This window comes from Sediminicola sp. YIK13 (assembly GCF_001430825.1).
Classification (GTDB): Bacteria; Bacteroidota; Bacteroidia; order Flavobacteriales; family Flavobacteriaceae; genus Sediminicola.
In genome coordinates this window covers 2,632,773-2,658,640 of sequence record NZ_CP010535.1, presented here as the reverse complement: position 1 = coordinate 2,658,640, position 25,868 = coordinate 2,632,773, and the positions used below count along the sequence as shown (strand labels likewise).

Sequence of the window (25,868 nt, the reverse complement as noted above, 5' to 3'; positions counted from 1 at the left end):
AAACCAAAGTTTAAAACCCAACCATGAAATGAATTATTCGTCCCACCAAACTTTAACATTGATGCTGTTACCATCTGTTGCTGTAGCAGCAGTTGTATAGTTTTTATTGTTCAAAGCCTCTTCCTCTGCGGGATAGGGCATTCTGACCGGGATAAGGTCGTTGTTCAGACTCGCTGAAATGGTTTTTAGTTGCGGAAAGCCTGTACGCCTGTATTCAATCCACCCTTCATACCCATTGATCATATTGGCTATCCATTTTTGGGTAATAATCTGTTCTAAAGGTTCCGTGCCAGATAGATCATAAGCGGCATCTATGGTTAGGTAGGTAGACGGTAATGGTACCTGCCAGTATTCAAAAGCCTGGGTAACCCCTAATTCGTACAATTCTTTTGCACTTGCGGTGATAAATCCTTTTTCGGCCGCCTCTGCCAATAAGAATTGGGTCTCCCAACTGCTCATAAAATTCGCATCCAATAGCCCGGTATTTTCCCGGAAAATTGTTCCTGTCAAGGAATAATCGGCTAGTGCTATTGACGTTTGTGAGGCATCAATCCCGTTTAATAGCCCATTGAATTCTTCATTGGTGCTATTGGCGAAAGGACGGAACAATCGCTCTATCCTATCATCATTTAGATTTACCAAGATTTCCTCCATGGTTTCGGAAAGGACAAAATTATTGAAATCCCCAACACGCAAACGGGCCAATCTAAAATTATTGGGCTCCCCATCGGTGAAATCAAAAACAGCATTTTGTGAATTATTATCAATGTAGTCCCCATTATCATAAATGGCCTGCAATTCCACGGCAACATCCATTTTATTAGAGATTCGTATCAAGGATTTTATTTTTAGGGAATTCGCAAAACGAATCCAACCCTGTAAGTCTCCTTCAAACAAAATATCCCCTTCCAAGGCAATGGTTCCCGAGTAGTTTTGAATGGCCGCTATTCCTTTGTTGAGGTTGTCCAAAATCCCCCCATCTTCCAAATAGATATTTTCTTGGGCGTCATACCCCGGAGTAACGGTTTCACTTTTCCCCCTAAAGGCCTCAGAGTAGGGAACATCCCCAAAGATATCTGTCAAGGCCGCTGTCATATAAGCCTTTAAAATAAGGGCGGGGCCTTCATATACTGCAAAGGTTTCTACAGTCCTGGCCTGATCCAAAATAAGTTCATTGTCACGGAGATTTTTATAAAAAATTGGCCATGGATTTCCTCCCAGCTGGGGAGATTTTAAATTGTGCCTATCAAAAAGGTTAAAATCCAGGGCGGTGGTATATTGTCCGAGAAGGTTTCCCGCCGTAAAACCCTCATAGGACATTTGTTCCCCATAATCATAGATCACTTGGCGTAACAGTAAACTAGGTTGTACGCTCACGGGTGCATTAGGATTGGTATTGATCTCCTCAAAGTCATTGTTGCATGAAGTAATAACGGCCAAAGCCATTATGGATCCCAAAAATTTTATATGTAAATTACTCTTCATCTTTCTTTATTAAAAATTAAACCCGGCTTTTAGGCCAATACTTCTAGTGGTTGCATAGGACATATCTTCTACACCGCTTACAAAACCTTGGCCCTGTACGGCTAGTTGTTCGGGATCGAAATGTGGATTTTCAGTGATAGCAAACAAATTCCTCCCAATGAGTGATATACGAAGATTTGCATCGGTTTTGAATACATTAAAACTATCAAAAGTATATCCAATAGCTACCTGTCTCAACTTTAGAAAAGAAGCATCGTAGGTATTGTTCTCCTCGTGGTTTCTGTCGTAGAATTGTCGGTAATAACTTTCTGCAGTTAGGGCAACGGTATTGGGTTGGTATACCGGAGCATTTTGGGTGCCAACATTTACTACCCCTTCTGGCACAATGCCTGCTTCTGGTCTAAAAGAGGTTTCGGCCAACTGTCCACCTACATTCCCTAAGGCCCTTGTCCGTGAAACAATGATGCCACCTTTTCTCCAATCTAAAAGCACCCCTAAATCCCAATTTTTATATTGAAATTGGTTGGTAAAGCCCAGCATAAAATCTGGATTGTAGTTTCCTAATTTCTGTAAATTGTTGTCGGCAATATACCGCCCTTGATCGGTTAGTATAAAATCCCCATTCTCATTTTTTAGGTAGCCCGTGCCATAAAGGTCACCAACCCTACCGCCTTCTTCTACCTGTAAAAATACCGTTTGGTTTTGACTGTCATATATTCTGGAATAAGCTAGGGTGAGCCTACCATCATCTTGAGGTAGATCTTCAACAGTAGCCCTATTTGTACTAAAATTGAAGGTGCTTCTCCAAGTAAAATCAAGAGTAGTAATCGGGGTTATTCCCGCAATGATCTCCACTCCGGTTGATCTTACCGATCCTCCATTGACCACTTGTTGCGTGTATCCGGATGATACCCCAATAGGAAGGGAGATAATTTGATCTTTGGTCACCGCATTGTAATAACTGATATCAAAATTTAATCGGTCTCTGAAAAAGCGTATATCCGCTCCCACTTCGAAAGCACTTGTAGTTTCGGGCCTAAGATTGGGATTGGCGATGGTATTTTGATCACTAAAAGTGGGCTGTCCGTTAAAAGGGGTTTGGGCCACAAAGGCACCGGTTGTCTGATAAGGATTTGTGTCATTACCTACTTGGGCGTAACTAGCGCGTAGTTTTGCAAAAGAAATAAAATCTGGAAGACTGGTAACCTCCGATAGAATAAAGCTGCCAGAGAACGAAGGATAAAAGAACGAAGTGTTGTCCACTGAAAAAGGTGTGGCCAGAGAGCTCGACCAATCATTACGACCGGTGATGTCCAAGAACAAGTAATTTTTATAGCCGAATTTGGCCAAGCCATAGAAACTATTGATACGTTTTTCAGCTTCAAATTCGAACACTTCAATCGGGGAAGCAGCATTTGATAGTTTAAAAATACCTGGCTGCGCCAGACTAGTGGTTTGGGATTGATTGGTTGCTGCCCTTTGATCCATTCTGTTGCCACCAAAGGAAATATCAACCTTAAAATCACCAAACCTATTGGTATAATTTAAAAGAAAATCCGTATTAATCTCGCGAAAGAACACATCGTGCTCCGCGTACCCGCCATTTCTAAAGCGGTTGGAGCTGAATGCCCTTTTCAATTGGCGTAATTCATTGGAATAGTCCATTCCAGTGCGAACCGTAGCACTCAGATGATCTGTTATTTCGTACTTGGCTGATATATTCCCAAAAACCCTATCCCTGTTAAAGGAGTTGGTGTTTTCCTTGAGGATAAAATAGGGGTTATCAAAAAAGGTGTAATTATAGGAGTATTGTTGCAGGCCCTCCAGACCTGGCTGCCAATAATCTTTCAGGTTGTTGATGTTCAGAGACCGAGGTCCCCAAGCAACCAATGAGTAATTCACGTTTTCTGAGCCATAGCCATTAGAGGGCCTGTTATCACTCTGGGAATTCACGTAATTGATGGATGAATTTATTTTTAATTTATCCGTTGGTGAAAACCCAAGGCGGGCGCTTATCGTTTGGCGATCTAAATTTACCCCAGGAATAATGGATTCACTGCGTAAATCTGTAAAGGATAATCTATAGTTGCCTTTATCAAAGCCGGAAGCAATGGAAAGGTTATTGATCGTAGTGGTCCCTGTTTTATAAAAGTCCTTTAAGTTATCTGGGTTGGAAACAAAAGGTGTGGGTGTAATGGCGATACCATCATATAGTGAGGTATCTCCACCACGTACTGTACGTCCGTCAGGTAAAATTACCGGACTATCAAACTGAGGCACCAAAATCCCTTGATCTAATCGAGGACCCCAGCTGTAGGTAATATTATCATTGGTACCCCCTCCTAAACCGTCTACAAAAGCAAACTGGCCAGAATTTCCTTGTCCGTATTCGTTTTGAAACTCGGGTAGTTTAAAGGCAGAATCCACAAAAAAGCTAGAATTGTAACTGATTCCAAGCCCTTTACTTTTAGAACCATTTTTTGTTTCTATAACTATGACACCATTGGACGCTCTGGTTCCGTATAAGGCTGCGGCACTTGGCCCTTTTAGAACCGACACCTCAGCAATATCATCTGGGTTGACCTCCATGGCTCCGTTACCAAAATCTATCGCCTGAAACCCTGCGGCCGCCTCATTGGTAAAATTGAAAACTGAGTTGTTGTTGATCGGTACGCCATCAACCACAAAAAGTGGATTGTTGTTGGAAAAGGAAGCTTCACCCCTAATGGTTATTTTAGAGGAAGATCCTACTCCCGTAGCACCTTGGTTTATGGTTACGCCTGCCAATTTTCCAGACAGGTTGTCCAAAAAGTTGACCGATTGGACTTCTGTTACACCTTGTGCATCTAAACTCTGAACTACATAGCCTAATTCCTTGCTCTCCCTTTTAAGTCCAAAGGCGGTGAGTACTACTTCATCCAACTCTTGGCTGGATTCCCGCAATGCTATGTTGATCATGTCTCTGTTGCGAATGGAGACAATTTGGGTTTCGAAGCCAAGGGTGGAAAATTCCAAGGAACCAGAAGTGTCTGGTATATTTATGGCATATTCCCCTAAGTTGTTGGTGGTAGCACCTTTATTGGTTCCCACATATATAATGTTAACACCAGATAGCGCCTCCCCGGATTCAGAGGTCACCTTGCCCGAAATAATAGTTTGTGATGATCCCAATGCAAAAAAGCATAGGGCCGTTAGTAAAACGAACTGCTTCATTCTAAATGTAATAATTGGTATGAATAGAATTGGTTTGATGCATCAAGAATATCATGCATGTCTCATGGCTAAATAAGGGCAACTAGAGGAGACCCCTTATTATAAAAGCTCTTGCCAAAATCTTTGGAAAAATAGATTTGTTCGTATATAACTTGGAGGCTGTTGACACTCAGAATGGAACGCATTTGTTCCATTATCGCATTAGGAATGCTATGAAACAAATTCAGTAATTGCTTTAAGTCTGAAATGCAATCCACATCCGTCAGAATTTCAAGTCTTACAACTTTAGGATTCGTTTCCTGTATAAGTCCTAGTAAGGTAGTAGCAGTCCTATTAGTTTGCCAGGGTAAATTTTTAAATTTTGTGGCATTGAACTGAGTTCTTTGAATACCCATTAGGTAAAATCCGCCATCAGTAGAAGGCCCTAAAACAAATTCCTGTTTATTTAAATGCAGGGAAGCACTTTTAATATGAGATGCTTTTAGTTGGGGACTATCATTGCCAATGGTAATGACATTGTCAAAACCATGGTCAAAAACAGCCTGAATGGCATTTGTGAACCGTTCACCAAAACTGAAGCCTGTTTGTTCGTGCTCTGTAAAATGAAAATAGGGGAGCCCAGATTTCTCAACCGTTTGTATCACTTGCCCCGTTAGCTCATGATATAAGTTCTCAGCATTGTGTATGGGCTTGTGAAGCGTTTCCGCCGAAGGGGAGTTGGCAAATACCAATACAGCGGTGGTCATATTCAATTTTTGGGGCATGGAAACAAAAACTTTGATGTACCTACGTTAAATAGGTGTTAAGGGTTTGGTCGAACCCCTAACTTTTAAATTACAATATCTTAAAAATTTAACAGATGGTGATTTTTTCGATCATTGACAAAAATAAATGATGCACTAAAAAGGGATGAAACTTATATAGTTTTGTTAAAGGCTTTATGTATTGAATGAACTAACATTTTGTGGCTATCTTAGTATTACAAGTTATTTCCAATTGATTATGGAGCATATTTAAGAAAGAATTGAAAGAAATTTTATTGAACTAAATATAAAATGAAATTATGAGCAAGACAATATTACTCGACAACAGACCTGAAGGAATGCCAAAAGTGTCCGACTTTAAAATTATAGATGAAACAACTCCGGAAATTAAATCAGGGGAAATCCTTTTAAAGACCAACTATATCTCGGTAGATCCCTACCTAAGGGGGCGTATGCGGGATGTTAAATCCTACATTCCACCCTTTGAACTACAACAACCTATTGTTTCAGGAATTGTTGCTGAGGTCCTGGAAACCAAAAACAGCAATTTCGATAAGGGGGATTTTGTTACTGGGAATTTACCCTGGAAAGAACAACAAGTCACCAAAGGAGACGGTTTAATGAAGGTAGATGCCAAAAAAGCGCCATTATCCGCATATTTGGGAATATTGGGGATGACCGGACTAACCGCATATTTAGGCCTCACTGAAATTGGTAAGCCTAAAGAGGGTGAAACTTTGCTGGTTTCAGGTGCCGCTGGTGCTGTTGGGAGTGTAGTGGGACAAATAGGAAAGATTTTAGGACTGAGAGTTGTTGGGATTGCTGGCACCGATGAAAAGGTGGCCCTATTAAAATCGGAATTTGGCTTTGACGATGCCATCAACTACAATTCCACTGAGAACATGGTAAAGGCTATAGCAGAAACTTGTCCGAATGGAGTGGACGTTTATTTTGACAATGTGGGGGGTAATATTTCCGATGCTGTATTGTTTAACATCAATAAAAAAGCACGACTCGTCATCTGCGGTGCTATATCTGTCTATAATGAGACTGAATTGCCCAAAAGTATCAGTGTACAACCTTTTTTGATAAAAAACAGCGCTCTTATGCAGGGCTTTATTGTTTTTGACTATGCGGATAAGTACACAGATGCCATGAACCAATTGGGACAGTGGTTGGGAGAAGGTAAACTAACCTATAAGGAGACCATTGTTGAAGGATTTGAAGCAACACCCCAAGCCTTTATAGATCTTTTTAAAGGAAAGAACAAAGGAAAGATGATTGTAAAGGTTTAAGTCGAACTTTTTAACCGTAAATCATTTGTCATACTCAGTAAGAGAAATGACACATATGAAGGCCTGTTTTCCATTAAGGGGAACAGGTTTTTTGTTTCTTGAAATAAAAACAGCGAATAGTATTGATAATTTTAGAAATTGGAAGAATATTTGATGTAAGATAATAAACCGACTTAGTAGTCAGTTATATTCGTGCCCAATAAACGGTCGTTTTGAAATATGTAGGGTTCGATGAGCGGTTTTTACCGCTAAAGTGCTCAAATTCTTTTGATTTGGGCAGTTTTGGAGCTAATAACAGACCAAACGGTTTGTTATTTCTTTCTCCTTAACAAACCTAAATCAGTGTTTTAAAGGGTTGGAATAGGTATTTTTAGTGATTAGTAAGGTAAATTTTTGTTTGAAGTAATCGCATTAAGAAAATAGGTAGTGTAATGGAATTAGAGGAGTTACAATCGAAATCAATTGGTTTGGTATTATCTGGAGGCGGGGTAAAAGGCATTGCCCACATTGGCATGCTCAAAGCTCTGGATGAATACGGGATCGGCGCAAATGTCGTCGCAGGGACCAGTGTGGGAGCTTTGGTAGGGGCACTTTACGCCAATGGGAATTCCGTTACGGACATGCTTTATTTTTTTAAGGAGACCCCCTTGTTCCGTTATAATTTCATGACCATTTTAAAGCCAGGTCTTCTAGATACGGAGCGCTACTTCGATTTATTCAAGGCCTATTTTCCAGAGGACTCCTTCTCCAAGTTGCACCGCAAACTCCATGTGGTGGCTACGGATCTTCAAATGGGAGATCAAAAGGTGTTTTCTGAAGGAGAATTAATCAGGCCTTTATTGGCTTCGGCAGCATTGCCCCCACTTTTTAGTCCAGTCAGTATACAGGGGAATTTATATGCAGACGGCGGTATCATGAACAATTTTCCATATAACGAGATAAACGAAACTTCAGATTTTATTATAGGAAGCAATGTTTCAAGTGTAAAAGAAATCGGGAAAGATGGTATTAGCACGTCTTTTCAGCTCGCCAGTAGGACCACGGCCTTAATGATCTATGCCATCAATAAGGAAAAGATTCAAAAATGTGATTTGGTCTTTGAGCCCAAAGAACTGGAACTAATCGGAATCTTGGATAAAAAAGGGATAGAAAAGGCTTATGCCATTGGCTATGAGCACGCTGCTAGGAAATTGGAAGAAGTTTTGGGAAAAGTTAAAGTGGTAAAATAAAAAACACCACTGAGGAAGTGGTGTTTTAAGGCTTTTATAGTTCTATATATGAGTTATACATCGTCGTAATCTACCTTTAGTGTTGGCGTAATAGGATGCGCCTGACAAGTTAAAATTAAACCTTCAGCGATTTCCCCATCGGTCAAAATCTGGTTTTTTGCCATTTCGGCCTTTCCTTCGGTCACCCTCGCAATACAACTACTGCACACCCCACCCTGGCAGGAATAGGGAGCATCGATATTTTCTTTTAGAACGGCATCCAACACCAGCGCCTTTTTGTCCATGGAAAAGGTAAATTCCTCATCATCCAGGATTATCGTAATTTGGGACTGACCTTCAATGTGAGTTGGCAGCTCATCCATTATTTCGGTTGAAGTAAACAACTCAAAGTGAATCTTATCTTCAGAAACGCCATCTTCTTTTAAAGTATCGGTCACCAAATTAATCATGGCTTCCGGCCCACAAAGGTAATAATCATCAAATATGATGTCCTTGTGCCTGTTTTTTAGCGCATAATTTACGGTCGAGACATCTATACGACCAAAAAGGGAATCCGCTTCCTGCTCCTGGCTGCAGATAAAGTGAACAAAAAACCGATTGGCATATTCCAATTGAAGTTTTACCAATTCAGTATAAAACATGGTCTCTTTGTACGATTTGTTCCCATAGACCAGCATGAATTTGTTCTTCGGGTTACTCGCCAAAACAGTGCGGGCAATACTAATGATTGGGGTTATTCCACTACCGGCTGCAAAAGCGGCTATGTTTTTCACCTTATCGGAAGGCTTAAAGGTAAACCTTCCTTCAGGGGGCATTACTTCCAATACATCACCTGCGGAAATTTTGGAATTGGCATAATCCGAAAAACCACCCTTATCCACTTTCTTCACCCCTATGGTGATATTCCCACAAGTTGGAGAAGAACTGATGGAATAGGCTCTGCGCAATTCCTTGCCCTTGATCTCTTTTTTTATAGTGATATACTGACCAGAAGTAAATAAAAAAGTCTGGTTAAGTTCTTTGGGAATGGTAAAAGTAATCGCAACGGAATCTGGTGTAAGAGGTTTTACATTGTGAACCGTGAGGGAATGAAAATCTGCCATAGTTAAAATTTCCTGCAAAATTAAGCAAAGACTGCTTGATACGAAATTGGAAACTAAAAAAAATATACCTAAAATCCTTATGTATATGAAAATTAACTATATTTGAGTCTATAGTCGCGTATATGGGAAATGCCAAATTGTATAAGGGAAGTTTAAACACCATCATTTTAAAATTGCTGGAAAAGCAGGGTAAAATGTACGGATACGAGATTACCCAAAAAGTCAAGGAATTGACCAAAGGGGAGCTTCAGATCACGGAAGGGGCACTTTATCCTGCCTTGCACAAACTGGAGGCAGAAGGGTTATTGGATGTTGAGGTGGCCAAAGTGGACAACCGCTTGCGCAAGTACTATAAGCTAACAGAGGCCGGGGTAAAAGAAACCAAGAATAGATTGGCGGAGCTGGAAGAATTTATTAGGAGCATGCAACACTTGGTGAATCCTAATTGGAGCATTAATTAAGCGTTTGATTATGAAATTAAACCGAGAAGAAATCGCTTTTATAGACACCTATCTCAAAAATTCCGAGATTGAGTACGTGGATGTGCGCATGGAAATGGTAGATCATGTGGCCTCTGAACTTGAAATAAAAATGTCAGAAGATGGGTCCTCGTTCTATGAGGCATTTAAAAGCTATATGGTGCGCCATAAAAAGGAACTTCAAAAATCAAACAGTAAGTTTAAGTGGACCACGGACAAAAGGGTTTTTAGGATTTTGGTTGCTCAACTTATAAAGGGTGGTAGTTTGGTTATTTTTATTACTTCCTTTTTGCTATTGAAATTACTAGCTCTTTCATTGGATATAACCACATCTTTGCGCTTCATGCCTTTGACTATAATTTTTGGATTACTTCTTATTTATTTTGTGATTTATCAACGTAAAAAACAACGCTTTTCTGGGTTGGAACGTATTGGCACTTATCTCGTTATTTTCCTTCAGCTACTACAATTATTTTTTAATCCATCTTATCAAAAGAAATTCTTTGTGGATTATATGAATTTAAATATGGCTTTTGTTGCTATTATGCTTGTATTGGCCTTTGCTTATGTTAGAACCATCTTGAAATTAAAAAATGAATATGAAGCCTACACTAATGTACATTTAGTATGAATTTAACCCAAGACCAAATACAGGAACTCTATACCTTCACTAGAAAGCACTTTGTAGAACACTATGACCTGCAAACGGAGTTGGTAGATCACCTGGCCAACGGGATAGAACAGCAATGGAAAGAATCCCCTACCCTTACCTTTCGTGAGGCATTAAATAGGGAATTCAAGAAGTTTGGGATATTTGGGTTCCAGGATGTTATCAGCGAACGTATGAAAGCCATGGAAAAGAAATACAGGGCCATTATCTGGAGATACTATAAGGAGTATTTTAAACTACCGAAAATACTTTTAATTTTAAGTTTAACTGTAGGTTATTTTTATCTTTTAGGATTATTGAATTTAGAGGACGGTTATAATTTTTTCCTAGGAACTTTGCTTATTGCATTGATGATTTTATTTTTTATGAGTTTTAGGTATCGAAAAAAAATGAATTCAAAAAAACGGAAATGGATGTTGGAGGAGATGCTTTTTAATCAAATGGGGTATTTCAACCTAGGCTTGTTTCCAATCTATGCACTTAAAATGACTTTTCTTTCACCTAGACTTTTTTCTAATGACTTGTATACACTAAGTTTATCCCTCTTTGTTGTCTGCTATATCATGTTGATTTATGTAATGATTATGGTTATTCCTCCAAAAGCGGAAGAGTTGCTTTCCCAAACTTATCCAGAATATAAAATGGTCTAAAACTGTAACATTCTTATCCTTAGAAACACTAACCAACTAGAAAAACAAACCAACCCTTATGTTTAAGCACTTTATCAACCTCCAATGGAAATCGTTCATCAGGTCTGCTTCCTTCAAGACCAATGTGGCCTTTAAAATTCTTATGGCCTTTGGAGCCCTCTACTTTATTGCGATATTTTTATTTTTGGGGGTAGGAGTATTTTATATCATCGAAAAAGCAGAAATAGGAGATCCGTTGGTTATCGTAAACAAATATATGATCTACTATTTGGGGATGGATCTTTTTATCAGGTATATGATGCAAAAAATGCCCATTATCAATATAAAACCTTTGTTGTATCTGCCTTTTAAAAAACAACAAGTGGTAAATTATTCCTTGGGAAAGGCAGTGGTTTCCTTTTTCAATATAGCGCATGCTTTTTTCTTTATACCTTTTTCCATTGTGCTTTTGATCGAAGGGTATAATCCTATTGGGGTTATCGGTTGGCATTTGGGAATGTTGGCCCTCATTTACAGTAATAACTTCATCAATATTTTAGCCAACAATAAGGATAGCGTTTTCTATCCAGCAGCCACTATTTTGGCAGTTTTGGGAGGATGCCAGTATTTTAACCTTTTTGACATAACGGTTTTTACCGCTCCCTTTTTTGATGCCCTGTACAACCTGCCGTGGATGGCCCTTCTTCCTTGGGCATTGTTAATAGGTCTTTATATGGCGGCCTACACTTATTTTAAAAAACATATGTACTTGGATGCAGGTCTGGCCATTAAACAGGCCGAAGCCAAGACCGAGGATCTGAACTGGCTGAACCGTTTCGGAAATTTAGGGACATTTTTGAAAAACGATATCAAACTGATCAAGCGCAACAAGCGTTCAAGAACCTCGGTGATCATGAGCTTTTTCTTTATTTTTTACGGCTTCCTTTTCTTTACGGGATCTTTAGAGATGTATGAAAACCCAGTTTGGAAGATTTTTGCAGGAATTTTTATTTCAGGGGGCTTCCTATTTAGTTTTGGGCAGTTTGTACCCAGTTGGGACAGTTCCTATTATCCCCTGATGATGAGCCAAAACATACAATATCGTGAATACCTAGATTCTAAATGGTATCTTATAGTCATTGCGACGCTTATAAGCACGGTTATAGCATCCTTTTACCTCTATTTTGGCTTAGATGCCTACCTAGCGGTTTTGGTAGGGGCCGTATACAACATTGGCGTAAATTCTTATCTGGTACTTTGGGGTGGGGCCTATATAAAAACGCCCATTGATCTCACCTCCAACAAAAAAGCTTTTGGGGACAAACAGGCGTTCAATGCCAAAACACTCTTGTTGACGCTGCCTAAATTATTGTTGCCTTTGGGATTTTATGCTTTGGGCCATTATACGATCAACCCTACGGCTGGCTATATTTTTGTAGCCCTAGCCGGGATTTTGGGATATGCCTTTAAAAACCCTGTGTTTAAAATGATAGAGGGTATCTATAAAAAGGAAAAATACAAGACCCTTTTGGCCTACAAACAAACCAACTAACCCATCTTTATTTTAATCAAAATTATACTATGATAACAGTACAACAACTTACAAAAACATACGGTTCAGCTACCGTTTTGAATATACCACATTTAGAAATCTCTAAAGGCCAGAGTTTTGGCCTTGTAGGAAATAACGGAGCAGGGAAAACTACCCTTTTCAGCTTGTTATTGGACCTCATACAACCCACAACAGGTCAGATTGTAAATCACGAGGTTCAGGTGGATAAGAGCGAAGCATGGAAGCCCTTTACCTCCGCATTTATCGACGAAACCTTTTTAATTGGGTATCTGACCCCAGAAGAATACTTTTATTTCATTGGGGAATTGAGAGGGCAGAACAAAGCCGATGTCAATGCCCTTTTAACCGGGTTCGAGGACTTTTTCCATGGAGAAATATTGGGTCAAAAGAAGTACCTAAGAGATTTGAGCAAAGGGAACCAAAAAAAGGTAGGTATTGTGGCCACATTTATCGGCAATCCAGAAGTCATCATCTTGGACGAACCTTTTGCCAACTTGGATCCTACCACACAGATCCGCCTAAAAGGAATCATTAAAGAACTGACTGCAAATAGAGACGTTACCGTTTTGATATCTAGTCATGATCTTATTCATGTTACCGAAGTTGCAGAACGTATCGTAGTACTTCACAAAGGGGAAATCGTCAACGATATTAAAACCTCCACGGAAACTTTAAAGGAGTTGGAAACCTTCTTCGCGGGGTAGGCACCAAACTTAGAATCGGAGGCGTAAAGGTGATTTAGTTGTGAGGTATTTTCCTCTATTTAAAAATAAAGGTATTTTTACCGACCAACGGTATAATAAACGGGTTATTTTTTAGTTTAGGATACGTACGAATACCACTTATTTTGAAGCTTCGTTTTAAACTTATATTGGGTGTTGCCTTTGGTGGACTGCTATTTAACGCATGTTCCACTAAAAAGGATGCCTTTATCAATCGCAATTGGCATGCCCTAAACACCAAGTACAATGTCCTGTACAATGGGAACATTGCCTTTGAAGAAGGCAGGGAAGAGCTCAATTCAACGTATCAGGATAATTATTGGGAAGTGCTGCCAGTGGAACGTTTAAAGGTAACCGATGACATAAAACTAGATTCCGAAGACAATAATCCTAACTTTTTGCTGGCCGAGGAAAAGGCGTCAAAAGCAATTCAAAAACACAGCATGGATATCAAAGATGAGGAGCGCAATCCGGAAACGGACGAGGCTTTTCTTCTTCTTGGTAAATCGAGATATTTCGACCAGCGGTATATCCCTGCCCTAGAAGCTTTCAATTACATCCTGAACAAGTACACCGAGAGCGATAAGCTCAATGAAGCTACCATCTGGAGGGAGAAGGTGCATATCCGGCTGGAAAACGATGATCTCGCCCTTAAAAATTTAAAACGACTTTTAAAATACGAACGGTTAAAAGATCAGGAATATGCTGATGCCAGGGCCATGATGGCGCAGGCTTATATCAATCTAAAGGCTCCTGATACCGCCATTCAACAATTGAAAATTGCTTCTGCCTACACCAAGAAAAACCAGGAAAAAGGCAGGTACTATTTTATCGTTGGCCAACTTTACAATCAATTGGGATACAGGGACAGTGCCAATTATGCTTTTGATAAGGTAATTGCACTGAACAGAAAATCGCCCAGGGTATATATGATCAATGCCCATCTTCAAAAAATAAAAAACACCGAAGTCACGCCTAAGAACAAACAGATCTTGTTCGAATATCTAACGGAACTTGAAGAAAATAGGGAGAACAGGCCCTTTTTGGACAAAATATACCGTCAAATAGCGGAGTATCACCTGGAAAACCAATCGGACAGTTTGGCCTTGGCCTATTTTAATAAATCCATAAAGGCCACTAGGAACGAACCTCGCTTGAATGCCTTGAACTACGAAAATCTGGCAGAATATAATTTTGACAAAAACGCGTATAAGGCCTCAGGAGCCTACTATGACAGTACCCTGACCAACCTAGTTGTAGATTCCAAGAAATATCGCTCCATAAAAAAGAAGCTGGACAATCTGGAAGATGTTATTGCTTACGAGGATGTAGTGCAATATGCAGATAGTGTCATTACCATTTATAAGATGCCAAAAGAGAAACAACTGGCTTATTTTGAAGGGTATATAGCTGACCTGAAGGCCAAAGAGGAAGCGGACATTAAGAATGAAAAGGAAAAGATCACGGCTGGCTTTGCGGCCTTTGTAGATTCCAAAGGGGGCAAAGAGAACAAAGGAAAATTTTATTTCTACAATATCACCAGTTTGGGTTACGGCAAGGCCGACTTCAAAAATAAATGGGGAGATCGCGAGCTGGAAGACAACTGGAGATGGTCCAGTAAAAATATCGCACAACAGACCGGGCAGACCAATGCGGACCTAGTAGATGCCGGGACTGTGGAGGCACCAGAAATCACCGGGGAGCAAAAATATTCTACGGAATATTATATGGGCCAGATTCCCACTAATCCTAAAGTTATAGATAGCCTGGTGACCGAAAGAAATTTTGCCAATTACCAATTAGGGGTCATCTACAAAGAGAAGTTTAAAGAAAACCTATTGGCAGCCAATAAGTTCAATGATGTCTTAAAGTCTAATCCAGAGGAGCGTTTGGTCCTTCCATCCAAATATAATCTGTATAAAATCTACCAGGAAACAGGAAGCCCTTTGGCCAATGGCATGAAGCAGGATATTATTGAAAACCATGCAGATTCTCGCTATGCTGTCATATTGTTAAATCCCGAAGCTGTTTTGGCTGATGCTTCGGATAGTCCCGATGCACGGTATATGGCTTTGTACAGACAGTACGAAAACCAAAATTACTTACAGGTTATAGCTGGAGCGGAAGAAAATATAAACAGATATACAGGGGATGAAATTGTTCCGAAATTTGAAATCCTAAAGGCAAATGCCATAGGAAGGATTGAAGGTTTTGAGGCATTTAAGGAGGCCTTGAACTATGTGGCCCTTAATTACCCCAATAATCCCGAGGGGAAGAAGGCACAGGCCATGGTGGAAGAACAGCTGCCAAAATTGGAGCCCAAAGAATTTTCGCAAGAAACAGAAACTGTTGGTACAGGAAATTGGAAACTGGTATTTCCTTTTAAGATTCGAGACAACGAGAAGGCCCTTCAGCTCAAGGAGAAATTAGAGAAATCCATCGAAGATCTAAAGTACCGAAATGTAGTTTCCAAGGATATCTATAATTTGGAAGATCAGTTTGTGATCGTCCATGGTTTCAGATCCAAGGATTTTGCACTTGGCTATGCCGAGCTTCTCAAAAACAATAAGGAGTACCGAATTGCTAATCAGAATTTTGTAATTTTATCCCACAATTATAAAATCATTCAGGTGCACAAAAACCTGGAGGAATATAAAAAATTGAAATTAACCCCAAAACCCTAGAACGATGTTTTCAGACAACAAAAAGACCCGTGTAGTAACGGAAGTCGGCGGACAGCCCAACCGAATTGAAAAAAATACAAAGATCAAAGGCGATATCGTCTCTGAAGCCGATTTTAGAATAGACGGGAAACTGGACGGCAACGTTAAAACCTCTGGTAAAGTAGTAATTGGCAAGGATGGGTATATCCACGGGAAAGTGGAATGCGTCAATGCCGATATAGAGGGGAATTTCAATGGAGAGCTTTTGGTGGATGACCTACTGACCCTAAAGGCATCAGCTGTCATAGAAGGGACCGTTGTGGTATCTAAACTGGCAGTTGAGCCAGGAGCTACTTTCAATGCCGCCTGTACCATGAAAGGGAAAGGTAGTGCTGCGGCGATAAACAAGACCACCACAGCCAATGGATCAGCCAAAGCCTCCTAAGAAAAAGAATACAGGCCTTCAGAATGCAGCAAAACTATCCGGTGTTGGCATTCAAATGGGCCTGACCATATATTTAGGAAATCTTTTGGGCTCCTGGTTGGACGGAAAGTTTGAGACCACATATTTAGAAATTTCAATTACGTTAGCGGCAATTTTTTTATCCATGTATTCCATGATTCGCCAAGTTAACAACCTTAATAAATAGAAAAATTGTTAAAAAAGGTTCTCTTCCAAGTCCTCCTTTTTGGGTTTTTATTTTGTAGCGGATTTTACACCCATCGTTTCATTTTAGAGTCAAATGAAATTTTGATTCAACTTCCGCTGTTCCAGATATATCTTTTTCACGGCATTTTTTCGCTGATAATTTGTGCTTCCTTTCAGATATTATCCTCTTACGAAAAGTTCGCTTCCCAGCTTGGCTTTATTTATTTGGGAACCTTCCTTTTAAAGCTGTTGCTCTTCGCAATTATTTTTAACGGATTATTGTTTAACAATGAGGCTAACTCCCTAACAAATAAGATTTCACTATTGGCCCCAGTGTTCATATTTCTCCTTTTTGAGGTGATTATAATCGCTAAAATATTGGGTAAGGCCGAATACGAGAATAAATAATTTGAAAAAAGTTTGATTATTATTTTTAATAACTACCTTTGCGCAAATTTTAAGGGAGCCAAATTTTTGAAAATTTCATAATGAAGATAGTATCCAAATACTTTAGCAATATTGCCTTATTATTCATTTTTTTAACCACTTTTAATGGTTACTCTACTTCTGAGCCTGCCCAAGAAGGGGAAGTCAATGGGGAAGAGGAGGTTTCAGAATACATCTTACACCACATCAAAGATGCTCACGACTTTCATTTGTTTTCATATACGAATAGTGAAGGGGCGCGTAAACATGTTGGGTTTCCGCTTCCGGTAATCGTATGGTCTAGCAATGGTTTGGTGACATTTATGTCATCGGAGTTTCACCACGATGATAATGGGGAAGTCCTTGTAGAAAGAAACGGACTTAAATTTGCAAAAGTTCACAGTAAAATATATGAGTTGCCAGCAAGTGCTGAGGCAGCCGAATTTGATGAGGAGCACCATATAGAAAATGGAGCAAAGGTGCTGGACTTGTCGATCACAAAAAGTGTTGTAGGAATATTGCTCGTTGGATTGTTGATGCTTTTAGGTTTTTCTGCCCTGGCGAGACAGTACAAGAACAAAAACATTCCTACCGGACTTGGTCGTGTTTTGGAGCCCTTGGTGATCTATGTTAGGGATGAGATTGCAAGGCCAAACATTGGTGAAAAAAAATACAGGAAATTTACAGGATATCTCTTGACCGTATTTTTCTTCATTTGGATATTGAACCTTTTGGGCTTAACCCCATTTGGATTTAATGTAACCGGTCAGCTAGCCGTAACAGCTGCGCTAGCCATCTTTACTTTAATCATTTATACAGTTAGCGGTAACAAGGATTACTGGCAACATATTTTATGGATGCCTGGTGTTCCTGTTCTAATTAGACCAGTATTGGCTATTATTGAATTGGCAGGGGCATTTTTGATCAAGCCTTTTTCACTGTTGGTTCGACTTTTTGCGAATATATCAGCGGGCCATATCGTGGTAATGAGTTTGATAGCGATTATGTTTACCCTGAAAAATAGTTTAGGGGTTGTAGGTGCAACAGGACTTTCTTTGGTGTTATCATTTTTTATAACATTGATAGAAGTATTGGTAGCGTTTTTACAGGCCTATATTTTCACTATGCTTTCCGCCTTGTTTATAGGTATGGCGGTAGCAGAACACGATCATGATCATGCACATGAAGATCACGGTCACGAAATTCCAGATGCTTAAGATGTCAGAGAGAATTTCATTTAATAAGAGTTTGTTTAATTTAATATAAATCAATTACTATGTACAATTTAATTGGAGCAGGTTTAATCGTAATCGGAGCAGGAATTGGATTAGGTCAAATCGGTGGAAAAGCAATGGAAGGTATTGCTCGTCAGCCAGAGGCAACTAACAAGATTCAAACAGCAATGATTATTATTGCCGCACTTTTGGAAGGTTTGGCATTCGGAGCATTATTCTTAGGAAAATAATTCGAACAAAAACAGTAAAACATGTTTCTGCAACGGTTGGTTGCAGAACATGTTTTCAAAATTAAACAAAAAAGAAAATTTAATTTTTCAGGATAATGGATACTTTATTAAACGATTTTTCACCGGGATTATTTATCGTTCAGACAATCTTATTGTTGGGATTGATTTTTCTAATGGTAAAATTTGCATGGAAGCCTATTCTTAATTCTTTAAATGAAAGAGAAGAAGGTATTTCTGATGCACTTGCTGCTGCTGAAGCCGCAAAAAAAGAAATGCAGAACGTAACTGCAGATAGCGAACGACTTTTGAAAGAAGCACGTGTAGAGCGTGAATCCATGATCAAAGAAGCTCGTGAGATGAAAGAGAAAATTGTTGCTGATGCGAGGGAATTGGCCCAAGCGGAAGGTGATAAAATGATCAAACAGGCACAAGCGGCCATTGAAAGCGAAAAGAAAGCGGCAGTTGCCGATATAAAGAATCAAGTAGCTACTCTTTCTGTTGAGATAGCAGAAAAAGTGATCAAAGGTCAATTGTCCAACGATAACAAGCAATTACAACTTGTTGAGGATATGGTTGGTGATATTAAGCTTAACTAATTAAAGGATATGAACGAATCTAGAGCAGCGATACGTTACGCCAAAGCTATTTTGGACTTGGCAGTGGACAATAAAGCCACTGACGCCGTAGAAAAAGATATGCGTTCTGTATTGCACACACTTCGCGACAGTAAAGAATTGCATCAAATGATGGCAAGTCCTGTGGTGAATAGTGAGGCTAAAAAGAGCGTTCTTTTAGAAATTTTCAAGGGTAGTAATGCTATCACCACAGGGTTGATAGATATCCTTGTGTCTAACAAGCGTATAGGCCTTTTGAACGATGTTGCAGAAAAGTACATCATTCTAAACGAACAGTTGAAAGGTGAAGGGGTTGCTTTTGTAACCACTGCAGTGCCTTTAAGCGCTGATTTGGAGAAGAAGATATTGGGGAAGATCTCAGGATTGACACCAAATAAAGTTGTTGTTCAAAATTTCGTGGATGAAAGCATCATAGGTGGTTTTGTGCTTCGAATGGGAGATATGCAATTCGATTCAAGTATTGCAACCAAACTGAGCAATTTAAAGAGAGAGTTTACAAATAGTTTATAATATTAAAATGGTCAAGGCAATTAAATGTCTTGCGTCTTATATCTAATAACATGGCAGGAGTAAAAGCCGCTGAAGTATCAGCAATATTGAAAAAACAGTTATCAGGATTCGAAGCCTCAGCTTCATTGGATGAAGTAGGTACCGTATTACAGATTGGTGATGGTATCGCAAGGGTTTACGGTCTTTCCAATGTCCAATACGGAGAATTGGTAGAGTTTGAAGGAGGCCTTCAAGGAATCGTTCTTAACTTGGAAGAAGACAATGTTGGTGTGGTTTTGTTAAGTCCATCCAGAGACATTAAAGAAGGATCTGTTGTTAAACGTACGCAAACAATTGCCTCTATCAATGTGGGTGAAGGTATTGTTGGTCGTGTAGTAAACACCTTAGGTGCTCCTATTGATGGGAAGGGACCAATTGCTGGCGAAACTTATAAAATGCCATTGGAGCGTAAGGCACCAGGGGTAATTTTCCGTCAGCCGGTAAACGAGCCGTTACAAACAGGGATCAAGGCAATCGATGCCATGATTCCAGTAGGTAGAGGTCAGCGTGAATTGGTTATTGGTGACCGTCAGACTGGAAAGACTACGGTTTGTATTGATACCATTCTAAACCAAAAAGAATTTTACGATGCAGGGGAGCCTGTATATTGTATATATGTAGCTATTGGCCAAAAGGCTTCAACAGTTGCAAACATCGCAAAAACACTAGAGGATAAAGGGGCTTTGGCCTATACCACTATTGTTGCTGCAAACGCATCAGATCCTGCTCCTATGCAGGTGTATGCGCCATTTGCAGGAGCTGCAATTGGAGAGTACTTTAGAGATACCGGTCGTCCAGCTTTGATTATCTATGATGATTTGTCAAAACAGGCTGTGGCTTACCGTGAGATTTCCCTATTGTTGAGACGCCCACCGGGACGTGAGGCATATCCTGGGGATGTATTCTACCTTCACTCCAGATTATTGGAGCGTGCTGCAAAAGTTATTGCTGATGACAAGATTGCCAGTGAGATGAATGATCTTCCTGAGGTCTTAAAACCAATGGTTAAAGGTGGTGGATCATTAACTGCATTACCAATCATTGAAACACAAGCAGGTGACGTTTCCGCTTATATCCCTACCAACGTAATTTCTATTACAGATGGACAGATATTCTTGGAGCAAGATTTGTTCAACCAAGGGGTTCGTCCGGCAATTAACGTGGGTATTTCTGTATCACGTGTTGGAGGTAACGCACAGATAAAGTCAATGAAAAAGGTAGCAGGTACCTTGAAACTGGATCAGGCACAATTCCGTGAATTGGAAGCGTTTGCTAAATTTGGTTCGGATCTGGATGCCGCAACATTGAACGTAATTGAAAAAGGACGTAGAAACGTTGAGATATTGAAACAAGCCCAAAATGATCCTTTTACTGTAGAAGATCAGGTAGCTATCATTTACGCAGGTTCAAAAAACTTGTTGAGAAATGTTCCTGTAGAAAAGGTAAAAGAATTTGAAAGGGATTATATCGATTTCTTGAATGCTAAGCATAGAGATGTATTGGATTTATTAAAAGCAGGGAAATTGACAGATGAGGTTGTTGATACTTTGACCGTTGTTTCCAAAGATCTTTCTGCTAAATACGTAAAATAATATAAGAATTGAAGTTGGGTGATGAGAATTGCCCAACTTTATATTCCATGAGGTCAAACATTTAGATAAGTAAGGATTTTTAAGACAGGCTTAAACCTCTTTGCTCAACACTAAAATACAAATGGCAAACTTAAAAGAAATACGTAATAGAATAGGTTCCGTTTCCTCAACGATGCAGATCACCAGCGCCATGAAAATGGTTTCTGCTGCAAAATTGAAGAAGGCCCAGGATGCCATCACGGCAATGAGGCCTTATTCGGATAAGTTGACTGAGCTATTACAAAGTCTAAGTGCAAGCTTGGATGCTGATTCTGGTAGTAAATTTTCTGAGAACCGTGAGGTGAATAAGGTATTGATTGTGGCCATTACCTCCAATAGGGGGCTTTGTGGAGCTTTCAACACCAACATTATCAAGAAAAGTACGCTTTTGGCCAAAGAAACCTATGCTGGGAAACAGGTAGAGTTTATGGCAATTGGTAAAAAGGCAAATGATATCCTTGCCAAGAAATTTAAAGTCGTTTCAAACCATAGTAAGGTTTATGACGATCTAAATTTTGACAATGTGGCTGTAATTGCCGAAGATCTAATGAAGCTTTTTGTCGATGGGTCTTATGATAAGATCGATATTGTTTACAACAAATTTAAGAACGCTGCCACACAGATCGTGATGACGGAGCAGTTTCTTCCAATTATACCTGTAGAAGGGGAGGCGCCTAATAATGCAGATTATATTTTTGAGCCTTCAAAATTGGAGATCGTTGAGGAGCTAATTCCTAAGTCGCTAAAAACGCAACTGTACAAAGGAATACGTGATTCTTTTGCCAGCGAGCACGGTGCCCGTATGACAGCTATGCACAAGGCTACCGATAATGCCACTGAATTGAGAGACCAATTGAAACTAACGTACAACAAGGCGAGACAAGCGGCCATTACCAATGAGATCCTAGAGATTGTTGGTGGGGCTGAGGCTTTGAACAACTAAAGATTAAATCTAGTCCCTTCTAAGAGGATTATTGCAATATAGACCCCACTTATCAAGTGGGGTTTTTTTATGCTCGTTAGCGCAGAAGACTATATATTGAATCTTGGCATTACTTTTGGTTTAATACTATTAAACACTTGAAAACTGTATTATGAAATCTATCTATACCCACATTTTAAACGTATTAATACTGAGTATTGGTCTCACCTCCTGTTCTTCCCAAAAGAAACTGCAGACCGAGGTTCCTTTTGAGATCGGTACGGCTACCGTACAAGAGTGGATGGGTGGAAAAGAAGAAAGTGGAACGGGATATTTGGTTTCGGTTTCTGTTTTGAACATTACAAAAGATGTGAGATTCCAAGAAATGTTCTATCATGGACAGGTAGTGCAGGTTACCACTGAATCCCATGGACACGGTTTAATGGTGAAGGGAAATTTCACCCTGGCTCCCCAAAAGCCTGATATTATAATGCATGCCGATCCTAGAAAAGAAGTGGGCAACCAGCCCCCATCAATGCAGAAGGGATACACAAAGGATTTGCCTTTTGATTTGGAACCACAGGAAGCTGTGCTTAGTTATATGATCAAGAATCGGGTAAAATATGTAAAAATTTCTGGGATGAAGGAGAAGGCGCCTCTCATTTATTCAACGAAACCAAAGAACTAACTTTGTATTGAGGGTTTTAATAACTACTTTTAAACCCTAACTTTAGCACATTTGAATCCGTTAAAAAAACTTTTTAAACAGACCTTTATTTATGGTTTGGCTACGGTATTGCCCAGAATGCTATCGTTTCTTTTAACACCCTTGTATGTTACAGTTCTGGCGACAGATGGATATGGCGAAGTTTCAATAATTTTTGCTTGGTTTGCCATTTTTAATGTGCTACTTGCCTACGGCATGGAAACGGCCTTTTTTCGTTTTTATCACGACGCCGGGCTCAACAAAAAAACAGTTGTTACCACATCATTGTTATCCATAGGGGGATCGTCCTTACTATTTATGCTCCTTGCTTTTATATTTAAGGGAGCCGTTTCATCCTTCAGTGATATAGAACCACAATTTATTACCTACGCCATTTGGATCCTAGTATTGGATGCCTTGGTGATCATTCCGTTTTCTTGGTTAAGGGCAAACGAGAAGCCGATGCGATATGCCTTGGTGAAAATCACCAATGTGGTGATCAACCTCGGTTTGAATTGCTTTTTCCTTATCGCACTTCCTATAATAGCTGAAAAGAGCCCAGATTCGTTTTTAGGCGGTCTTTACAGGCCTAACTTTGAAATCTCCTACATATTCATTTCCATGCTTATGGCAAGCGCTACAACCCTGCTTTTGATGTTGCGCTTGTATCTTAGGAGGCCTTACGTCTTCGATCGGGTAATATGGAGCAGTATGATAAAATATGCGGCTCCAGTATTGATTGCCGGTATTGCCTTTACGATCAATGAGGTGTTCGATCGAATTTTGTTGGATTGGCTTTTGCCAGATGATATTGCCGAGAGTGAGATTGGGAAATATTCGGCTTGTTATAAGCTCACCTTATTTATGACGCTATTTGCAACCGCTTTTAGGATGGGCATAGAGCCTTTCTTTTTTAGTCATTCCAAAAGTGAAAACCCACAAAAGGCCTATGCACAGATTACCAATTATTTTGTGATTTTGGGAAGTGTCATTTTACTCTCTGTGGTGGTCTTTGCAGATGTCCTCAAACTGATTATCGTACCCAATCCGGATTATTGGGAGGCCATGTCTGTAGTGCCCATTATTCTATTGGCCAGTTTTTGTTTGGGTATCTATCACAATCTATCCGTTTGGTACAAGGTCACGGACCGCACTAAAATAGGCGCCTATATTTCTATTGTGGGCGCGATCCTGACCATTGTTATCAATTATGTGTTTATCCCCTATTTTGGTTATAAGGCCTCAGCTGTGGCTACCCTTGTTGCCTATGGCACCATGATGGTCATGTCCTTCTATTTTGGCAAAATGTATTATCCCATCCCTTATAATTTCCGTAAAATTGTATTCTATTTGCTAATATCCACTACTTTTTCTGTCCTGTCATTTTATCTTTTTGATAGAAATCTGTTCGTAGGAATTGTACTTTTGTTGCTGTTCCTTGCTATGGTCATGAAATTGGAGAAAGAACAACTTAAAAAAATATTTCTAAAAAAATGAATATCAAGATAATCAATAGTTCCAACCATCCTTTGCCTCATTATGAGACGTTGGCTTCTGCCGGGATGGATTTGCGCGCCAATATCACTGAATCTATAACTCTTAAGCCATTGGAACGTGCTATCATACCAACTGGTCTATTTATTGAATTGCCCATAGGGTGTGAAGCCCAGGTTAGGCCCAGAAGTGGGTTGGCTGCCAAGAAAGGGGTAACGGTATTAAATGCCCCTGGGACAGTGGATGCAGACTATAGGGGAGAAATAGGCGTTATTTTGGTAAACTTGTCCAACATACCTTTCACCGTGGAGAACGGAGAGCGAATCGCACAGTTGGTGGTCGCAAAACATGAACGGGCAGAATGGACCGAAGTGGAGAAATTGTCAGAAACCGCAAGAGGCGAGGGAGGCTTTGGCAGCACCGGGGTAAAATAGTATTAAATAGATTTATGTGCTGGCTAGGCCTTAAATCCAACATTAATGAAGAACATAATTCCCAGTTTGGGAATATCGATAAACAAAGTTAGACTATGAAGATCATTGTACCAATGGCGGGCAGGGGATCCCGTTTAAGACCACATACCTTAACCGTGCCCAAACCTTTGATACCCGTGGCCGGTAAACCTATTGTACACCGTTTGGTGAGTGACATCGCCAAGGTGCTTGGAGAGGAGATAGAGGAGGTTGCCTTTATTTTGGGTGATCCAGCATTTTTTGGAGAGGATGTTGTGGAGAGTTTGAAGGAATTGGCCCAAAGTCTTGGCGCAAAAGCTTCTATTTATAGACAAGATCAACCCCTCGGTACAGGGCATGCTATAATGGCGGCCAAGGAATCCCTGAGTGGTCCAGCGGTAATTGCCTATGCAGATACGTTGATCAGAGCCGACTTTGATCTGGACAAATCTGCCGACAGTGTTATTTGGGTAAAACAGGTAGATCAACCTGAAGCCTATGGAGTAGTAAAATTAAATGAAAACGGGAATATTTTGGAGCTGGTAGAAAAGCCGGCGACATTTGTTTCTGATTTGGCAGTGATAGGGATCTATTATTTTAAGGATGTTGCCGTCCTTAAAAAGGAGCTTCAATATGTGCTGGATAATAATATTGTGCACGGAGGGGAATATCAGATCAATGATGGTATCAAACGCATGATGGAAAAGGGCATGAAATTTGCTCCAGGTAAGGTAGAAGAGTGGATGGATTGTGGTAATAAAAATGTTACCGTGGAAACCAACAGACGAATGTTGGGCTTTTTGGAAAAGGATGGGGAAAAATTGGTGTCTGATACGGTCACCTTAGAGAATGCCCAAATCATAGAGCCTTGTTTTATCGGGGAACATGTAGTCTTGAAAAATACCACTGTGGGCCCTTATGTGTCTGTTGGAGATCATACGGTAATTGAAAACTCTACCATAAAGAACAGTCTGATACAAAACAGGAATAAGATTAGCAATGCCAACTTGGACAATGCCATGGTGGGCAATCATGTAATCTTCAATGGAAATTTTGAGACCATTAGTATTGGAGATTATTCCGTAATGGAATAGAGATTTCTCAAAAGGGAAAT

General features: G+C 39.9%; 25 protein-coding genes. 21 read left to right on the top strand and 4 right to left on the bottom strand.

The genetic code is table 11. The annotated features are described in order from the left end of the window. Positions 1-33 precede the first annotated feature (33 nt). From SB49_RS11865 to SB49_RS11855, 3 genes are all read right to left on the bottom strand, one after another. Positions 34-1,485: a SusD/RagB family nutrient-binding outer membrane lipoprotein gene (locus tag SB49_RS11865; protein WP_062056863.1), complete on the bottom strand. Its 1,452-nt coding sequence runs from the start codon at positions 1,483-1,485 to the stop codon at positions 34-36. A 9-nt stretch (positions 1,486-1,494) separates the two neighbouring features. Continuing rightward, positions 1,495-4,698 carry a SusC/RagA family TonB-linked outer membrane protein gene (locus SB49_RS11860; RefSeq protein WP_062056862.1) on the bottom strand — a complete coding sequence of 1,068 codons (3,204 nt, stop codon included), beginning with the start codon at positions 4,696-4,698 and terminating at the stop codon, positions 1,495-1,497. 68 nt (positions 4,699-4,766) lie between these two features. Then, positions 4,767-5,462, bottom strand: coding sequence for a TIGR04282 family arsenosugar biosynthesis glycosyltransferase (locus tag SB49_RS11855; protein ID WP_062056860.1), 696 nt, complete (start codon positions 5,460-5,462; stop codon positions 4,767-4,769). Positions 5,463-5,761: 299 nt separating this feature from the next. On the opposite strand from SB49_RS11855, the gene SB49_RS11850 reads away from it, so the two are divergent. Both SB49_RS11850 and SB49_RS11845 read left to right on the top strand, forming a co-directional pair. After that, positions 5,762-6,757, top strand: coding sequence for an NADP-dependent oxidoreductase (locus SB49_RS11850; RefSeq protein ID WP_062056857.1), 996 nt, complete (start codon positions 5,762-5,764; stop codon positions 6,755-6,757). A gap of 431 nt (positions 6,758-7,188) precedes the next feature. Continuing rightward, positions 7,189-7,986 carry a patatin-like phospholipase family protein gene (locus SB49_RS11845; protein WP_062056855.1) on the top strand — a complete coding sequence of 266 codons (798 nt, stop codon included), beginning with the start codon at positions 7,189-7,191 and terminating at the stop codon, positions 7,984-7,986. A gap of 53 nt (positions 7,987-8,039) precedes the next feature. On the opposite strand, the gene SB49_RS11840 is transcribed toward SB49_RS11845, so the two are convergent. Continuing rightward, positions 8,040-9,089 carry a ferredoxin--NADP reductase gene (locus tag SB49_RS11840; protein WP_062056854.1) on the bottom strand — a complete coding sequence of 350 codons (1,050 nt, stop codon included), beginning with the start codon at positions 9,087-9,089 and terminating at the stop codon, positions 8,040-8,042. Positions 9,090-9,211: 122 nt separating this feature from the next. Between SB49_RS11840 and SB49_RS11835 the strand changes: the two genes are divergently transcribed. From SB49_RS11835 to SB49_RS11745, 19 genes are all read left to right on the top strand, one after another. Next, a complete protein-coding gene (locus SB49_RS11835) occupies positions 9,212-9,550 on the top strand; it encodes a PadR family transcriptional regulator (RefSeq protein ID WP_062056852.1) in 339 nt (112 codons plus the stop codon). A gap of 10 nt (positions 9,551-9,560) precedes the next feature. Further along, positions 9,561-10,199, top strand: coding sequence for a hypothetical protein (locus SB49_RS11830; protein WP_062056850.1), 639 nt, complete (start codon positions 9,561-9,563; stop codon positions 10,197-10,199). Beyond that, on the top strand, positions 10,196-10,888 hold the full coding sequence (locus SB49_RS11825) for a hypothetical protein (protein ID WP_062056848.1): 693 nt from the start codon (positions 10,196-10,198) through the stop codon (positions 10,886-10,888). The genes SB49_RS11830 and SB49_RS11825 overlap by 4 nt, the downstream gene beginning before the upstream one ends. 58 nt (positions 10,889-10,946) lie before the next feature. Next, complete coding sequence (locus SB49_RS11820) at positions 10,947-12,419, top strand: DUF5687 family protein (protein WP_062056846.1); 1,473 nt, start codon at positions 10,947-10,949, stop codon at positions 12,417-12,419. 29 nt (positions 12,420-12,448) lie between these two features. Next, positions 12,449-13,144, top strand: a complete 696-nt coding sequence (locus SB49_RS11815) for an ABC transporter ATP-binding protein (protein WP_062056844.1) — start codon at positions 12,449-12,451, stop codon at positions 13,142-13,144. Between the two features lie 143 nt (positions 13,145-13,287). Further along, complete coding sequence (porW, locus tag SB49_RS11810) at positions 13,288-15,846, top strand: type IX secretion system periplasmic lipoprotein PorW/SprE (RefSeq protein ID WP_062056842.1); 2,559 nt, start codon at positions 13,288-13,290, stop codon at positions 15,844-15,846. Positions 15,847-15,850: 4 nt separating this feature from the next. Further along, positions 15,851-16,270, top strand: coding sequence for a bactofilin family protein (locus SB49_RS11805; RefSeq protein ID WP_062056840.1), 420 nt, complete (start codon positions 15,851-15,853; stop codon positions 16,268-16,270). Next, positions 16,248-16,475 (top strand): AtpZ/AtpI family protein, encoded by a 228-nt coding sequence (locus SB49_RS11800; protein ID WP_062056838.1) that lies wholly within the window; start codon positions 16,248-16,250, stop codon positions 16,473-16,475. The genes SB49_RS11805 and SB49_RS11800 overlap by 23 nt, the downstream gene beginning before the upstream one ends. 5 nt (positions 16,476-16,480) lie before the next feature. Beyond that, positions 16,481-16,882, top strand: a complete 402-nt coding sequence (locus tag SB49_RS16285) for a DUF6168 family protein (protein WP_442983567.1) — start codon at positions 16,481-16,483, stop codon at positions 16,880-16,882. Between the two features lie 80 nt (positions 16,883-16,962). Continuing rightward, a complete protein-coding gene (gene atpB, locus SB49_RS11790; RefSeq protein WP_062056834.1) occupies positions 16,963-18,117 on the top strand; it encodes a F0F1 ATP synthase subunit A in 1,155 nt (384 codons plus the stop codon). Positions 18,118-18,176: 59 nt separating this feature from the next. Then, positions 18,177-18,365: an ATP synthase F0 subunit C gene (gene atpE / locus SB49_RS11785; protein WP_062056832.1), complete on the top strand. Its 189-nt coding sequence runs from the start codon at positions 18,177-18,179 to the stop codon at positions 18,363-18,365. A 95-nt stretch (positions 18,366-18,460) separates the two neighbouring features. Continuing rightward, on the top strand, positions 18,461-18,961 hold the full coding sequence (locus SB49_RS11780; protein WP_062056830.1) for a F0F1 ATP synthase subunit B: 501 nt from the start codon (positions 18,461-18,463) through the stop codon (positions 18,959-18,961). A gap of 9 nt (positions 18,962-18,970) precedes the next feature. Beyond that, positions 18,971-19,510: an ATP synthase F1 subunit delta gene (gene atpH / locus SB49_RS11775; protein WP_062056828.1), complete on the top strand. Its 540-nt coding sequence runs from the start codon at positions 18,971-18,973 to the stop codon at positions 19,508-19,510. Positions 19,511-19,560: 50 nt separating this feature from the next. Next, positions 19,561-21,141 (top strand): F0F1 ATP synthase subunit alpha, encoded by a 1,581-nt coding sequence (gene atpA, locus SB49_RS11770; protein WP_062056827.1) that lies wholly within the window; start codon positions 19,561-19,563, stop codon positions 21,139-21,141. Positions 21,142-21,262: 121 nt separating this feature from the next. After that, the gene (atpG, locus tag SB49_RS11765; RefSeq protein ID WP_062056825.1) at positions 21,263-22,123 is read left to right on the top strand and encodes an ATP synthase F1 subunit gamma; all 861 of its coding nucleotides are present in this window, start codon (positions 21,263-21,265) and stop codon (positions 22,121-22,123) included. Positions 22,124-22,274: 151 nt separating this feature from the next. Beyond that, complete coding sequence (locus tag SB49_RS11760; protein WP_062056823.1) at positions 22,275-22,790, top strand: hypothetical protein; 516 nt, start codon at positions 22,275-22,277, stop codon at positions 22,788-22,790. A gap of 51 nt (positions 22,791-22,841) precedes the next feature. Next, complete coding sequence (locus SB49_RS11755; protein WP_062056821.1) at positions 22,842-24,305, top strand: lipopolysaccharide biosynthesis protein; 1,464 nt, start codon at positions 22,842-22,844, stop codon at positions 24,303-24,305. Then, positions 24,302-24,736, top strand: coding sequence for a dUTP diphosphatase (gene dut / locus SB49_RS11750; RefSeq protein ID WP_062056819.1), 435 nt, complete (start codon positions 24,302-24,304; stop codon positions 24,734-24,736). Before SB49_RS11755 ends, dut begins: the two co-directional genes overlap by 4 nt. 95 nt (positions 24,737-24,831) lie before the next feature. Then, the gene (locus tag SB49_RS11745; protein WP_062056817.1) at positions 24,832-25,848 is read left to right on the top strand and encodes a sugar phosphate nucleotidyltransferase; all 1,017 of its coding nucleotides are present in this window, start codon (positions 24,832-24,834) and stop codon (positions 25,846-25,848) included. Positions 25,849-25,868: the final 20 nt, after the last annotated feature.